The organism is Streptomyces sp. NPDC005492 (genome assembly GCF_040605995.1).
GTDB lineage: Bacteria > Actinomycetota > Actinomycetes > Streptomycetales > Streptomycetaceae > Streptomyces.
In genome coordinates, this window is record NZ_JBEXDX010000020.1 from 1 (window position 1) to 14,203 (window position 14,203).

General features: G+C 69.6%; 14 protein-coding genes. 5 read left to right on the forward strand and 9 right to left on the reverse strand.

The genetic code is table 11. The features are described 5' to 3' along the window. Window positions 1–41 precede the first annotated feature (41 nt). Window positions 42–329 carry a DUF6332 family protein gene (locus tag ABZT04_RS25425; RefSeq protein WP_356059282.1) on the forward strand — a complete coding sequence of 96 codons (288 nt, stop codon included), beginning with the start codon at window positions 42–44 and terminating at the stop codon, window positions 327–329. On the opposite strand, the gene ABZT04_RS25430 is transcribed toward ABZT04_RS25425, so the two are convergent. The 3 genes from ABZT04_RS25430 to ABZT04_RS25440 all read right to left on the reverse strand — a co-directional run bounded on the left by ABZT04_RS25430 (window position 290) and on the right by ABZT04_RS25440 (window position 2,966). Beyond that, window positions 290–955 carry a response regulator transcription factor gene (locus ABZT04_RS25430; protein ID WP_356059283.1) on the reverse strand — a complete coding sequence of 222 codons (666 nt, stop codon included), beginning with the start codon at window positions 953–955 and terminating at the stop codon, window positions 290–292. The genes ABZT04_RS25425 and ABZT04_RS25430 overlap by 40 nt on opposite strands. Beyond that, window positions 952–2,187: a sensor histidine kinase gene (locus ABZT04_RS25435; RefSeq protein WP_356059284.1), complete on the reverse strand. Its 1,236-nt coding sequence runs from the start codon at window positions 2,185–2,187 to the stop codon at window positions 952–954. The genes ABZT04_RS25430 and ABZT04_RS25435 overlap by 4 nt, the downstream gene beginning before the upstream one ends. 86 nt (window positions 2,188–2,273) lie before the next feature. Beyond that, on the reverse strand, window positions 2,274–2,966 hold the full coding sequence (locus tag ABZT04_RS25440) for a TetR/AcrR family transcriptional regulator (RefSeq protein WP_356059285.1): 693 nt from the start codon (window positions 2,964–2,966) through the stop codon (window positions 2,274–2,276). A gap of 188 nt (window positions 2,967–3,154) precedes the next feature. Here ABZT04_RS25440 and ABZT04_RS25445 point away from each other — a divergent pair, with 188 nt between their 5' ends. Then, the gene (locus tag ABZT04_RS25445) at window positions 3,155–3,604 is read left to right on the forward strand and encodes a nitroreductase family deazaflavin-dependent oxidoreductase (protein WP_356059286.1); all 450 of its coding nucleotides are present in this window, start codon (window positions 3,155–3,157) and stop codon (window positions 3,602–3,604) included. Here the strand turns inward: ABZT04_RS25445 and ABZT04_RS25450 are convergent. Continuing rightward, window positions 3,594–4,853, reverse strand: a complete 1,260-nt coding sequence (locus ABZT04_RS25450) for a geranylgeranyl reductase family protein (RefSeq protein ID WP_356059287.1) — start codon at window positions 4,851–4,853, stop codon at window positions 3,594–3,596. The genes ABZT04_RS25445 and ABZT04_RS25450 overlap by 11 nt on opposite strands. A 132-nt stretch (window positions 4,854–4,985) precedes the next feature. On the opposite strand from ABZT04_RS25450, the gene ABZT04_RS25455 reads away from it, so the two are divergent. The 3 genes from ABZT04_RS25455 (at window position 4,986) to ABZT04_RS25465 (ending at window position 8,186) form a co-directional block, all read left to right on the forward strand. Further along, window positions 4,986–6,341, forward strand: a complete 1,356-nt coding sequence (locus ABZT04_RS25455; RefSeq protein ID WP_356059288.1) for a dipeptidase — start codon at window positions 4,986–4,988, stop codon at window positions 6,339–6,341. 61 nt (window positions 6,342–6,402) lie between these two features. Next, on the forward strand, window positions 6,403–7,125 hold the full coding sequence (locus ABZT04_RS25460; protein ID WP_356059289.1) for an MBL fold metallo-hydrolase: 723 nt from the start codon (window positions 6,403–6,405) through the stop codon (window positions 7,123–7,125). Between the two features lie 5 nt (window positions 7,126–7,130). Beyond that, window positions 7,131–8,186, forward strand: coding sequence for a protein kinase family protein (locus tag ABZT04_RS25465; protein ID WP_356059290.1), 1,056 nt, complete (start codon window positions 7,131–7,133; stop codon window positions 8,184–8,186). Here ABZT04_RS25465 and ABZT04_RS25470 read toward each other — a convergent pair. From ABZT04_RS25470 to ABZT04_RS25490, 5 genes are all read right to left on the reverse strand, one after another. Next, a complete protein-coding gene (locus ABZT04_RS25470) occupies window positions 8,159–9,229 on the reverse strand; it encodes an oligopeptide/dipeptide ABC transporter ATP-binding protein (protein ID WP_356059291.1) in 1,071 nt (356 codons plus the stop codon). The genes ABZT04_RS25465 and ABZT04_RS25470 overlap by 28 nt on opposite strands. Next, the gene (locus ABZT04_RS25475; RefSeq protein ID WP_356059292.1) at window positions 9,226–10,344 is read right to left on the reverse strand and encodes an ABC transporter ATP-binding protein; all 1,119 of its coding nucleotides are present in this window, start codon (window positions 10,342–10,344) and stop codon (window positions 9,226–9,228) included. Before ABZT04_RS25475 ends, ABZT04_RS25470 begins: the two co-directional genes overlap by 4 nt. Next, on the reverse strand, window positions 10,341–11,261 hold the full coding sequence (locus ABZT04_RS25480) for an ABC transporter permease (protein WP_356059293.1): 921 nt from the start codon (window positions 11,259–11,261) through the stop codon (window positions 10,341–10,343). The genes ABZT04_RS25475 and ABZT04_RS25480 overlap by 4 nt, the downstream gene beginning before the upstream one ends. Beyond that, window positions 11,254–12,240 carry an ABC transporter permease gene (locus ABZT04_RS25485; protein ID WP_356059294.1) on the reverse strand — a complete coding sequence of 329 codons (987 nt, stop codon included), beginning with the start codon at window positions 12,238–12,240 and terminating at the stop codon, window positions 11,254–11,256. Before ABZT04_RS25485 ends, ABZT04_RS25480 begins: the two co-directional genes overlap by 8 nt. A 98-nt stretch (window positions 12,241–12,338) precedes the next feature. Further along, entirely contained in the window at window positions 12,339–14,156 is a 1,818-nt protein-coding gene (locus tag ABZT04_RS25490) for an ABC transporter family substrate-binding protein (protein ID WP_356059295.1), read from the reverse strand. Window positions 14,157–14,203 lie beyond the last annotated feature (47 nt).

Sequence of the window (14,203 nt, forward strand, 5' to 3'; positions counted from 1 at the left end):
GTTCGTTGCCCCGCCGGGCGCACACGTGTGAGACTTCCGGGATGACCACGACCGGGGGACGGCGCACTCAGGCCGAGCGGGACGCGATGACCGTCGAGATTGGATACGCTCTGGCCAGCGCGGTGTTCGTGGCGGCGGTACTCTTCGGGGCGGTCGCCGGTCCTGCGCTGCTCTTCGAACTCCCGCGCACCGTCGAGACGTTGCTGGTGCGTGGGGCGCTCGTGCTCGTTCCGGTGGTGTTCCTCGCCCGGGTGGTGACCGTGCTGTACGGGTACCGGCAGGGCGCGGGTCAGCCCAACCAGCCCGGGCGGACCAACCCCGACTCGTAGGCCAGTACGACCAGTTGAGCCCGGTCTCGGGCGCCCAGTTTCACCATCGTGCGGCTGACGTGCGTCTTCGCGGTGAGCGGGCTGACGACGAGGCGGCGGGCGATCTCCTCGTTGGAGAGGCCGATGCCGACCAGGGCCATCACCTCCCGTTCCCGCTCGGTGAGTTGGGTCAGGGCGTCGGCGGTCGCGGGCTCCTTGGAGCGGGCCGCGAACTCGGCGATCAGCCGGCGGGTCACACCGGGCGACAGCAGTGCGTCGCCCTCGACCACCGCCCTTACGGCGCGCAGGAGTTCGTCCGGTTCGGTGTCCTTGACCAGGAAGCCGGAGGCGCCCGAGCGGATCGCCTCGAAGACGTACTCGTCGAGTTCGAAGGTGGTCAGCATGACGACCTTCACGTCCTTCAGGTCGCCGTCCCCGGTGATACGGCGGGTCGCGGCCAGGCCGTCGAGCAGCGGCATGCGGATGTCCATCAGGACGACGTCGGGGCGCAGTTCGCCCACCTTGCGCACGGCTTCCTCGCCGTCGGAGGCCTCGCCGGAGACCTCGATGTCCGGCTGCGCGTCCAGGAGCGCCCTGAATCCGGCCCGGACCAGTGACTGGTCGTCGGCGAGCAGTACGCGGATCACCGGTCGTCCTCCTTGGGCTGTGGCGTCAGGGGCAGTACGGCGAACACCCGGAAGCCGCCGTCCGGGCGCGGGCCCGCCTCGATCGTGCCACCGAGCGCGGCGGCCCGCTCCCGCATCCCGGCGAGTCCGTTGCCGCTGCCTCCCGCGTCCGCGCCGGTCGCGGGTCCGTCGTCGTCGACGCGCAGCCGTAGCTCCCGGGGGTCGTGGTCGACGTGCACGCGCGCGTGCCGCGAACCCGAGTGCCGTACGACATTGGTGAGGGCCTCCTGGACGATGCGGAAGGCGGCGAGGTCGGTGCCGGGCGGGAGGCGGGGCGGTGTGCCGTCGAGCTCGACGGTGAGGCCGGCGCTCGCGGCCTGCTGCACCAGTTCGGGCAGCCGGTCGAGGCCGGGGGCCGGGGCCCGTGGTGCGTCGCCCGGAGTGCGCAGGGTGTCGAGGACCTGGCGAACCTCGCCGAGCGCCTCCTTGCTGGCGGCCTTGATGGTGGTGAGGGCCGTGCGGGCCTGCTCGGGGTCGGAGTCGAGGAGCGCGAGGCCGACGCCCGCCTGGACGTTGATGACGGAGATGCTGTGGGCGAGGACGTCGTGGAGTTCGCGGGCCATCCGCAGGCGTTCCTCGTCGGCGCGGCGGCGGGTCGCCTGGGCGCGCTCGGCGCGGTCGCGGGCCCACTGTTCGCGGCGGGTCCGGGCCAGTTCGGAGATCGCCGCGATGGCCACCACCCAGGTGGCGACGGCCACTTCACCGCTCCACGGCATTCCGTGGTCGTGCTGCGGGGGCAGCCACCGGTAGAGCCAGTGCGCGACCAGGAGATGCGCCGCCCACAGCACGCCGAGGGCGGTCCAGGCCGCCCAGCGCCGCCCGGCGACGACCGCGCTGAAGCAGCCGAGGGCGACGGTCAGGAAGACGGGGCCGTAGGGATACCCCGCGCCCAGGTAGAGGACGGCGAAGAGCACGGTGCCGAAGGCGACCGGCACGGGGTACCGGTGGCGCCACAGGAGCAGCGCCGATCCGGCGACGAGCAGCACGCGCGCGTAGAGGTCGAGCGGGACGCGGTCCTGCTGGCTGTGCGAGGCGAAGTTGCTGCCGATCAGCACGAACACGGTGACCAGCAGTGTGGAGCGCCACGGCCACCGGTGCGGTGCCGCCGGCTCGCTCTCCGGGCGGTTCCACCACGGCGGTCCGTAGCGCCACCACCGGGGTGGCGCTCCGCCGCGTACACGCTGCTCGTCCATGCACGTCACGCTAGACGCCGGGCGGCGCCGGGGGCGTCAGCCCGGCGGGGTGATCACGCGTACTTCCCGAGGAGTACGTCCTTGGGTCAGCCGTCGGTGAGACCCACTCCGAGGGCGAGTCGCCGTACCGAGTGATGGAAGAACCGCTCGCGGTCCTCCACCACGCGGTGGAACTGACCGAAGAGTTCGAAGCCGACCAGGCCGTACAGCTCGGCCCAGGCGGCGACGAGGGCCACGGCCGTCGCAGGGGGGAGGTCGGTGGCGAAGTCCGCGACCATGCGCTCCCCCTCGGGGCGCAGTTCGGCCGGGAGCGGGGGTTCGGTCAGGGTGCCGGCCCGGTGGGCGTCCTGCGCGATGCCGATCAGGAGGAGGCCGATCCTGGCGGCGGCCGGGACGGTCGTCTCGGGCGCGACATAGCCGGGCACCGGTGTGCCGTAGATCAGCGCGTACTCATGGGGATGACCGAGCGCCCAGCCGCGCACCGCCTCGCACACGGTCGTCCAGCGTCGCAGCGGGCCGTCGTCCGCCACCGCGGAATGCGCCGTCTCCGCAGTCTCCCCGAGGGAGTCGTACGCGTCGATGATGAGAGCGGTCAGCAGGTCGTCACGGCTGGGGAAGTACCGGTACAGGGCGGAGGAGACCATGCCCAGCTCACGGGCGACCGCGCGCAGCGAGAGCTTGACGGCGCCCTCGGCGACGAGCTGTCTGCGGGCTTCGTCCTTGATGGCCGCTGTGACCTCGATCCTGGCGCGGGCGCGGGCCCCTTGTGTGGTGCTCATACGAGCCAGTGTGCCATGAATCGGAGCAGTGCACACAAACGAGAGCGGCGAACAAAAAAGAGAGCACTGCTCTTGCGCCGGACCGCCGACCCGATGCAGACTGATGGCGAGCGAGAGCAGTGCTCACAAAAATGAGCGGCGCTCTCACCGTGTTTCCTTTGTTTCTCTCTCCACCTCTGGGAGTCGTCATGAGCACGCACGTTCAGAAGCCCGGCTGGTTCACCGTGAACGTCCTCAACCGCGCCGTCGCCTGGTTCACCCGCCGCGGTCTCAGCGTCTGGGGTTCACGGGTGCTGGCGGTCCGCGGCCGCAAGAGCGGTGAGTGGCGGACCACCCCGGTGAACCTGCTGACGGTGGACGGACAGCAGTACCTCGTCGCCCCGCGCGGACATGTCCAGTGGACGCACAACATGCGGGCGGCGGGCGGCGGCGAGCTGCGGCTCGGCAAGAAGGTGGACGCGTTCACCGCGACCGAGGTCACCGGCGACGACAAGGTGCCGCTGCTGCGCGCCTACCTCAAGCGCTGGAAGGCCGAGGTCGGCGTGTTCTTCGGAGGAGTCGGCCCCGACTCCTCCGACGACGAGCTGCGGCGCATCGCCCCCGACCACCCCGTCTTCCACGTCACGGTCAGGAGCTGACCTCGCCCTCCGCGGGCTCCTCGGGCGCGACGGGTTCCGCGATCCTGCGGTCGAACGCGGTCAGCGCGCGCTGCGCCATGGGGTGGCTGCGCACCAGCTCGCCGAGTGTGGTCGAGCCACGGGTGATGTCCATGAATGCCTTCCAGGCCGGCCGGAAGCCGGTGAGGGCGGCGTGGAACAGACCGGGGCGCCGCTCGAAGACGGCCAGCATGGTCTTGCCGACCTTCATCTCCACGCCGAGGCCGGCCTTGATCGCGAACGCGTAGTTGAGCGCCTGGCGGCGGGTGTCCACGGCGTCGTGCGCCTCGGCGATCCGCACCGCCCACTCCCCCGCGAGCCGTCCCGACCGCAGCGCGAAGGAGATGCCCTCCCTGGTCCACGGCTCCAGCAGTCCCGCCGCGTCCCCGCACACCAGCACCCGCCCGCGCGAGAGCGGCGAGTCGTCAGCGCGGCACCGGGTCAAGTGCCCCGAGGAGATGGCCGGTTCGAAGCCGGCGAGCCCGAGCCGGGCGATGAAGTCCTCCAAGTACCGCTTGGTGGCGGCGCCTTCACCGCGCGCGGAGATCACCCCGACCGTGAGTGTGTCGCCCTTGGGGAAGACCCAGCCGTAGCTGCCGGGCATCGGGCCCCAGTCGATGAGCACCCGCCCCTTCCAGTCCTCGGCGACCGTGTCCGGCACCGGGATCTCCGCCTCCAGACCCAGGTCCACCTGGTCGACCTTGACGCCGACGTGCGCACCTATACGGCTGGCGCTGCCGTCGGCGCCGACGACGGCCCGCGCGAGCACCGTCTCGCCGCTCTGGAGGACCAGGGCGACCGTGCGCCGGTCCGGCACCGCGGAGCCGTGCTGCTCGACTCGTGTCACTGTGACGCCGGTGCGCAGCTCGGCGCCCGCCTTCTGCGCGTGCTCGACGAGCTGCTGGTCGAACTCGGGCCGGTTGATCAGCCCGAACAGCATCTGCCGGGACCGGCGGGTCCGGGTGAAGCGCCCGTTGTTCGAGAACGTTATGGCGTGCACCCGGTCCTTCAACGGCAGCTCGAAGCCGGGTGGCAGCGAGTCGCGCGAGGGTCCGATGATGCCGCCGCCGCACGTCTTGTAGCGCGGCAGCTCGGATTTCTCCAGCAACAGCACGCGCCGTCCCGCGACCGCCGCCGCATACGCGGCCGAGGCCCCCGCGGGTCCCGCGCCCACCACGACGACGTCCCACACCCGCTGTTCGTCGTCCGCCGAAGAGTTCTCGCTGCTCACGATGGTCTACTGCTCCCGATCAAGCCGCTGCCGCACCTGTCCCCCGCATCCTACGGCGGACATCGCCACAGGCCGTTGTGGGAGGATCGACGGCATCATTCGTACAACGTCGCACCCACAAGGAGCGTGCCCATGTCGTCGAATCCGGTCGCCGAGACCGTCGCCTCGCTGATGCCCACGGCGCGGAGGGAGCTCACCGAGCTGGTGGCTTTCACATCGGTGGCGGACTTCGACCAGTTCCCCAAGAGCGAGAGCGAGGGCGCCGCGAACTGGGTCGCCGACGCGCTGCGCACCGAGGGTTTCCAGGACGTGGCCCTGCTCGACACCCCGGACGGCACCCAGTCGGTGTACGGCTACCTGCCCGGCCCGGAGGGCGCGAAGACCGTGCTCCTGTACGCGCACTACGACGTGCAGCCGCCGCTGGACGAGTCCGCGTGGACGACCCCGCCGTTCGAACTGACCGAGCGCGACGGCCGCTGGTACGGGCGTGGCGCCGCCGACTGCAAGGGCGGCGTGATCATGCACCTGCTCGCGCTGCGCGCCCTCAAGGCCAACGGCGGTGTCCCGGTGCACGTCAAGGTGATCGCCGAGGGCTCGGAGGAGCAGGGCACCGGCGGCCTGGAGCGGTACGCCGAGGAGCACCCCGCGCTGCTGAAGGCCGACACGATCGTGATCGGCGACGCGGGCAACTTCCGGGTCGGGCTGCCCACGGTCACGGCCACCCTGCGCGGCATGACGATGATGCGCGTGCAGATCGACACCCTCGAAGGCAACCTGCACTCGGGCCAGTTCGGCGGCGCCGCGCCGGACGCGCTGGCCGCGCTGATCCGTGTCCTGGACTCTCTCCGCGCCGAGGACGGCTCGACGACGATCGACGGGCTCGCGGCGAAGGCCTCCTGGGACGGACTCGCGTACGAGGAGCAGCAGTTCCGTACGGACGCCAAGGTGCTGGACGGCGTCGAACTGATCGGTTCCGACGCGGTCGCCGACCGCATCTGGGCGCGCCCGGCCGTGACGGTTCTCGGCATCGACTGCCCGCCGGTCGTCGGCGCCACCCCGTCCGTGCAGGCCGGCGCCCGCGCGCTGGTCAGCCTCCGCGTCCCGCCGGGCGTGGACGCCGTCGAGGCCGCCAAGCTGCTCCAGGCCCACCTGGAGTCACACACCCCCTGGGGCGCCCGCGTGCGCGTCGAGCAGATCGGCCAGGGCCAGCCCTTCAGCGCCGACACGACCAGCCCGGCGTACACGGCGATGGCCGACGCGATGGCGGTCGCCTACCCGGGCCAGGAGATGCAGTACGCCGGCCAGGGCGGCTCCATCCCCCTCTGCAACACCCTCGCGGCCCTCTACCCGCAGGCCGAGATCCTCCTCATCGGCCTCAGCGAGCCGGAGGCGCAGATCCACGCGGTGAACGAGAGTGTGTCGCCGGAGGAGTTGGAGCGGTTGTCGGTGGCGGAGGCGCTGTTCCTGCGGAACTACGCGAGCAGTTGATCGGTTCTGCCCGCGGCAGAGGACCCTGGCCTCCGAGCAGGGACCCTTCTACGGTCCTCCCATGGACGTCGTCGAGATCCTCCCTCATCTCCACCTTCTGCGCTTCTCGGTCGGCCAGGCCTATCTCTGGTCCGACGAAGGGGAGTTGACCCTGATCGACGCGGGGCCGGTGGGCTCGGGCGCGTCGATCGCGGAGGCGATCACCTCGCTGGGGCGGGATCCGGCGGCCGTGCGGCGGATCGTGCTCACCCATTTCCACGAGGATCATGTGGGCGGGGCGGGCGAGTTCGCCGCGATGAGCGGTGCGGAGGTGCTGGCGCATCGGCTGGACGCCCCTGTCGTGCGCGGTGATATCCCGGGCCCGCCACCGGTGTTCGAGGACTGGGAGCGACCTATCCATGCGGAGGTGGTCAGGCAACTGCCCCACGGAGACATCCACCGCCCAGCCGGAGTCACGGAGTTGGGGGACGGTGATGTACTCGGCTTCGGGGCCGGCGCTCTTGTCGTCCATGCTCCCGGTCACACGGACGGCAGCATCGCGCTCCATCTGCCGGAACACGGCGCGCTGTTCACCGGCGACGCCGTCGCCGCGTCCCCGGTCGACGGCGCTGTGATGCTCGGTCTGTTCAACGTCGACCGCGCCCGGGCCGTCTACTCCCTCCACCGGTTGGCGGCTCTCGACGTGGACGTGGCCTGTTTCGGTCACGGCGATCCGGTGATCGGACAGGCGGGGGCGGCGCTGCGGAGATCGGCGGACAAGTACGCGGCCCCAGGCCGAGGATGAACCCCATGTCTCCCACGGAACGCCTCGTCGCCCACAGTGACATCGCCACATCCCTCGCCCTCCTCTCCGACCACGAACTCGCCGAACTGGTCGAGACCGGCACGCCGTTGGGGACCAGCGTCGGGGGTCGCTCGGCGCTGATCGAGGTCGACGGCAGGAAGGTGTTCGTGAAGCGGATGCCGCTGACGGATGTCGAGCGCCTGTCGGAGAACGTGCGGTCCACGGCGAACGTGTTCGGGGCGCCCGCCGTCTGTCACTACGGCATCGGTGCCGTCCCCAGCCCCGGTTTCGGCGTCTGGCGTGAGCTGGTCGTCCATGAGATGACGACCAACTGGGTGGTGGCCGGCCGTTTTCCGGGGTTCCCGCTGCTGCACCACTGGCGCGTGCTGCCCGACCCGGAGCAGTCGCTGCCCGAGGAACTCGCCGACGTGGAGCGGAACGTGGCCTACTGGGGCGGCGGGTGCGAGCACATCGAGGCGCTGCGCACGGCGTCCGCGAGCCTGACCCTGTTCATGGAACACCTGCCGCACACCCTCCACGACTGGTTCTCCGCACAGTTGCGCGCCGAGCACCCCGACGCCGCCTGCGCCCTCGTGGAACAGGGTCTCGAAGCCGTCACCGGCTTCCTGCACGAGCACCAACTCGTACACTTCGACGCCCACTTCAGGAACATCCTCACCGACGGACGGCGGCTCTACCTCGCCGACCACGGCCTCGCGCTCTCACCGCGCTTCCGACTCACGGCGGACGAGCGCGACTTCTACGACCGCCACCGTCACTACGACCGCTCCTACGCCTTCTCCTACCTGGTGCACTGGCTCGTCGTGGACCTGTACGGCTACGGGAGGGACGAGCGCCAGGACTTCATCCGGGCCTGCGCCGACGGCAAGCGGCCCGAGGGCATCCCGCGTGCCGCCGCCGGACTCATCTCCCGGTACGCCCAACTCGCCGCGACCGTGGGCGACTTCAACCGGCGCCTGGAGCAGGAGAGCCGGCTGACTCCGTACCCGTCCGCCGAGACGCTCGGGATCGCCTACAACAACTCGACGCTCTCCGCGTAGTGACAGGCGACCGGGTTGCCGCCGCCCCGGTCGACGAGTGCCGGTATCTCCTCGACGCAGGACGTGCGTTCGCTGTCGGTGAGCTGGTTCGCGAACTTGGGGCAGCGGGTGCGGAAGCGGCAGCCGCTGGGCGGGCGGACGGGGCTCGGGACGTCGCCCTGGATGGTGATCCGTTTCCGGGCGCGTTCCTTGCGCGGGTCGGGCAGCGGGATGGCCGAGACCAGGGCCTGGGTGTAGGGATGGGCCGGGCGGGCGAAGAGCTGCCGGGCGGGGGCGATCTCCACCAGGCGGCCGAGGTACATGACGGCCACCCGGCCGGCCACGTGTCGCATCACCGACAGGTCGTGGGCGACGAACAGGAAGGACAGGCTCAGTTCGCTCTGCAGGTCCATCAGGAGGTTGAGGACGCCCGCCTGGATCGACACGTCGAGCGCCGACACCGGCTCGTCGAGGACGATCACCTTCGGGTGCAGGGCCAACGCCCTTGCTATGCCTATGCGTTGACGCTGGCCGCCGGAGAATTCGTGGGCGAAGCGGTTGCCGTGCTCGGGGTTGAGCCCGACCAGGCGCAGGAGTTCGCGGACCTCGTCCTTGGCGCCGGTCCCGTACCGCCCGTGGATGCGCAGCGGTTCGGCGACGATCTCGTGGACGGTCATCCGCGGGTCGAGCGAGGCGTACGGGTCCTGGAAGACGATCTGCAACTCGCGGCGCAGGGGCCGCATCTGACGTCTGCTCAGCTCGGTCAGCTCGTGCTGGCCGTAGCGGACCTGGCCCGCCGTGGCCCGTTCCAGGCCTAGGACGGTGCGGGAGATCGTCGTCTTGCCCGAGCCCGACTCCCCCACCAGGCCAAGGGTTTCGTTCTCGTGGAGGTCGAAGGAGACCCCGCACACGGCGTGCACATCGCCGACACGGCGGCGGATGACGCCCTTGGACATGACCGGGAAGTGCTTGACGAGTTCACGGACCTGGAGGACCGGTTCGCCGGTGCCGCCGTGGCCGGGCAGCGGCGGCAAGGGGGTGGCGGCCTGCGCGGGCGCGGTCATACGGAGCCCTCCTCGGGGTCGGTGGCGGAGGCCGCGTCGGCGAAGCGGGCCAGGGCCTCGGTGTCCGCGCCGACGGCGTCGAAGACCTGACCGGCGCCGGTGTCGACGAGTTCGTCGGCGAAGTGGCAGGCGCTGAGGTGCAGATCGCCGCCCGCCCTGCGCAGGGCGGGCTCGTCCGTGTCGCAGACGTCGCGGCGCATGGGGCAGCGGGGTGAGAAGGGGCAGCCTGGTGGCAGGTTGAGCAGGCTCGGCGGTGATCCGGTGATGGGGGTGAGCCGTGCCTCCTCGCGGTCGAGGCGGGGCAGCGAGCCGAGCAGGCCCAGGGTGTAGGGCATGCGCGGGGTGTAGAAGATGTCCTCGACGGAGCCGGTCTCCACTATCCGGCCCGCATACATGACCGCGACCCGGTCGGTGTGCCCGGCCACCACCCCCAGGTCGTGGGTGATGAGGACGAGGGCCGCGCCGGTCTCGGCGCGGGCGGTCTCCAGGGCTTCGAGGATCTGCGCCTGCACGGTGACGTCGAGGGCGGTGGTCGGCTCGTCGGCGATGATCACGTCCGGGTCGTTGGCCATGGCGATCGCGATGACGACGCGCTGGCGCATCCCGCCGGACATCTCGTGCGGATAGCTGTCGACGCGCCGCTCCGGGCTGGGGATGCCGACCGTGCCGAGGAGTTCGACGGCCCGTTTGCGAGCGTCCTTGTGTTTCATCTCGGGGTTGTGGCGGAGCAGGGTCTCGCTGATCTGGTAACCCACGTTGTAGACGGGGTTGAGCGAGGTCATCGGATCCTGGAAGATCATCGCGATGCCGCTGCCGCGCAGGTCGGACAGGCGGGCATCGGACAGCCCGAGGAGTTCGGTGCCCTCGAAGCGGACCGAGCCGCGCACCCGGGCGCCGGCCGGCAGCAGCCCCATCACGGCGAGGGCGGTCACCGACTTCCCGGACCCGGACTCGCCGACGATACCGAGGGATTCGCCGCGGTCGAGCCGGTAGCCGACGCCGCGTACGGCCCGTACCGTGCCGTCCTCGGTGCCGAACTCCACGCTGAGGTCCTCGACTTCGAGCACGGCGGACGTCACGGGGACCTCGCGCACTCCATGACTCGTGGTCGTCACTGTCGCACCCTTTGCTGCCGGGGGTCGAAGGCGTCGCGCAGTCCGTCGCCGATGAAGTTGATGGTCAGTGCGATGGCGATGATGAACGCGCCGGGAATGTAGAAGAGCCAGGGCCGGGTGTCGACCGCCGTCTGCGCCTGGGAGACCAGCAACCCCAGGGAGGTGTCGGGCGGTTGGACGCCGAAGCCGAGGAACGAGAGCGCGGTCTCGGTGAGGATGCCGGTCGCCACCAGGATCGTCGCGTTGACGATGATCGGGCCGAGGGCGTTGGGCAGCAGATGCCGGAAGATGATCCGCACGTCGGAGGCGCCGAGCGCCCGCGCCGCCTCGATGAACTCCTTCTCGCGCAGCGACAGCACCGAGGAGCGCACCACCCGGGCCACGTACGCCCAGGTCAGCCCGGCGATCACAATGGCGATCCAGTACCAGGAGCCGCCGGTGCGCGAGGAGATGACCAGCGCGATCGCGAACAGGGGCAGCGTGAGCACGAGGTCGGCGATGCGCATCATGACGGCGTCGACGATGCCCCGGTAGAAGCCCGCGATGGCGCCCCAGATCGCGCCCACCAGGGTGGAGCCGAGCGCGATCATGATGGCGATCTTGAGCGAGGTCTGGGTGCCGCGCATGACCTGTGCGTAGGCGTCGTATCCCGAGGAGTTGGTGCCGAACGGGTGCTTCCAGGACGGCGGTTTGGAGTTGTCCTCGGTGTACTTCTCGTAGGAGTAGTGCCACAGGTGCGGGCCGATGAACGCCCACAGCAGGATCAGCACGAACACCACCAGGCTGACCATCGCGGCGCGGTGCCGCACGAAGCGGCGCAGCACCAACTGGGTCTGGGTGCGCTGTCGTACGGTGAACTCGCGGTCTTCGGGCGGCAGTTGAGTGGCCGCGGACCCCGGTGCCTCAATGTCAGTCATAGCGGATCCTCGGGTCGAGTACGGCGTAGAGGAGATCGGCGATGAGGTTGAACCCGATGACGACGACGGCGGAGAGCAGCAGCCAGGCCATGGTGCGGTAGACGTCGAGCGTGGTCGCCGCCTGGACCAGCATCTCGCCCATGCCGTGCCACTGGAAGATCGTCTCCGTGATCACCGCGCCGCCCAGGATGATCGCGATGTCGAGGGCGGTGACGGTGGCGAGCGGGATGAGGGCGGTGCGCAGCGCGTGCCGGGTCATCACCCTGCCGCGCCGCAGCCCTTTGGCGCGGGCGAGCCGTACGTAGTCGCTGTTGAGGACCTCCAGCATGGAGGCGCGGGTGTAGCGGGTCCAGGACGCGAAGGAGACCAGGGCGAGGGTGATGGTGGGCAGGATCAGATGGCCCACGTGATCAGTGAACTCGTTCCAGGTGGTGTCGACTTCGAGGTACGGGGACTTCTCGCCGATGGTGCCGAGGAACTGGCTGCCGGTCTTCTCGTTGAACCAGATTCCGGCCTGCTTGAGCAGGACCGCGAACCAGAACACCGGCATGGCGAGGAACAGGAAGCCGAAGAAGGTGATGGTGTAGTCGGCCGCGGAGTACTGGCGGATGGCGCTGAACACGCCGAACACCACGGCCAGGATCAGCGCGAGGATCATCGCCGCGGCGACCAGGGTGATGGTCACCTTGAACCGGGTGAACAGGTCGTGCCCGATGTCCAGGTTGGACTGCACGGACGGGCCGAAGTCGCCGTGCAGGACGCCGATGATCCAGTTCCAATAGCGTTCCATCACGGGCTGGTTGGCATGGATGTGCCGGGCGAAGGCGGCCACCGCCGCCTTACTGGGCGCGGGTTGACGTGAGGTGGCGAAGTTGGCCACCGGGTCACCGGAGTTGATGACGACGAGGAACACGATGAACGTCGAGATGATGAGGACGGGTATGGAGACGAGGATGCGACGCACGGTGTAGGCGAGCATGCGGTCTTCTCTCGGAGGCCGGCGGGTCGGGGATGCCGTCCGGGCCGGGCCCGGCCCCGGTGTCGCCGGGGCCGGGCTCGACGGGCGTGCTGGTGGGGCTACTTCTTCAGACCCCACTCGCCGGTGTTGTAGGCCGGTCCGACGTTCGTGGAGTTGTTCCGCATGTTCACGAACCGCGTCTGCGTCGCGAAGAACGTCGGCTTCTGGTAGAGCGGCAGGACGTAGGCGTCGTTCACCATGAGCTGGTCGGCCTGGTTGAGGAGCGCGGCGGACTTCGTCGCGTCCGTCTCACCCACGGCCTGGGAGATCAGGGAGTCGGCCGTCTTGTTGCTGTAGCCGCCGTAGTTGCCGCCACCGCCGGTGAACCAGTTCTGCTGGGCGCCACTGGACGGGAACGGAGCCGCGACCCAGGCGAAGACGATGATGTCGTACTGGTGCCCGGCGAGGACCGTGCCGAGGTCGGCGGCGCCGATCGGCTTGATGGTGATCTTGATGCCGAGGCTCGCCAGGTTGCTCTGCAGGATCTGGCACTCGCTCTGCCGGATCTGGTTGCCGGTGGTGTAGCGGCAGTTGAAGGGCCCGACGGCCTTGCCGTCCGGTGTCTTCAACGCCGTTCCCACACCGGTGAACTTGGCGTCGGTGAGGTACTTCTTCGCCTTCGTCAGATCACCCGAACCCTGCCCGCTTGCGCTGACCACGTCCTTGTAACCGGCCTGCCCGGGAACGAAGTTGTGGTTGCCGAGCGGCTTCACCGCCGGGTCGAACTGGCCGACCGTCTTGGCGATGATGTCCTTGGTGTTGATCGCCGTGAACATCGCCTGACGCAGCGCCACATACTTGCCGATCACCGGATCGTGCAGGTTGAGGTCGAAGTGCTCCCAGGTCAGCCCGTTCCCGATGGTGTAGGTGACGCCGGGGATGTCCTTGACCTGGTTGACCAGGTCCACCTCGGGCTGCGGGTAGATGGCCTGAACCTCGTTGTTCTTCAGGGCTGTCGGCTCTTGAGTGGCGTCCGAGATCACCTTGAAGATCAACCGCTGGAGAGTCGCCTTCTTCGTGCCGTACCACTTGGGGTCGGGCACATAGGTGGCGTGGTCGTTGTCGGCCCACTCCTGCATCTTGTAGGCGCCCGCCGTGGGGTACTTGGTGGGCGGGGTCTTGAGGAAGTACTGCCAGGCCTTGGCCATCTGAGTGGCCGTCATGGCGGCGGCGTCACCGACCTTGGCCCCGGAGATCTTCTCGGCGGTCTGAGCGGGATAGAGCGGATAGCCCCCACCGAACAGGGACTTCCAGTCCGAGTACGGCTTCGACATCACCATGGTGACGGTCTTGCCGTTGTCGGACGGGGTGAGGGACTTGATCCGGTCATAGCCCGCGGTGCTCGCCGGCAGACAGCCCTTCGTCTGCGTGGAGTCACTGGCAGGCGGGGGCGGACAGTCCTTGCCGTTGTTGGTACGCCAGTAGTAGATGAAGTCGTCGGCGCTGATGGGCGTGCCGTCGTTCCACGACGCCTTCGGGTTGATCTTGTAGACGATGGTCTGCGGGCTGGTGCTGGTCTGCGTCGCGGACGTGACCACGTCGGTGTTGAGGGCGACGGAGAAGTCGGGCTGGGGTATGAACACCTGAGGCAGGACGACCTCCAGGGCCTCCGCGTTCTCGAAGGTGTTGCCGTTGACGTCCTGGACGTTCCACTGCTGGATGTTCTTCTCCAGCACATAGGTGAACGTCCCGCCGGACTTGGTGGCGGCCGTGTTGCAGGTGTTGGCCTTGCCCACGGTGTTGCAGGACGTGAGCCCGGCCGAGCTGCCCTTGCCGGAGCCGTCGCCCCCGCCGCCGCTGCTGCAGGCGGTGAGCGCCAGCGCGAAGCCGGCGGCGAGGGTGAGGGCCCGGGTGAGGGCCGAGGATGGCGCGCGCATGTTCCTCTCCTTCGACCGGCACGAGATCCGGTCCCGTCAGGGCGGCC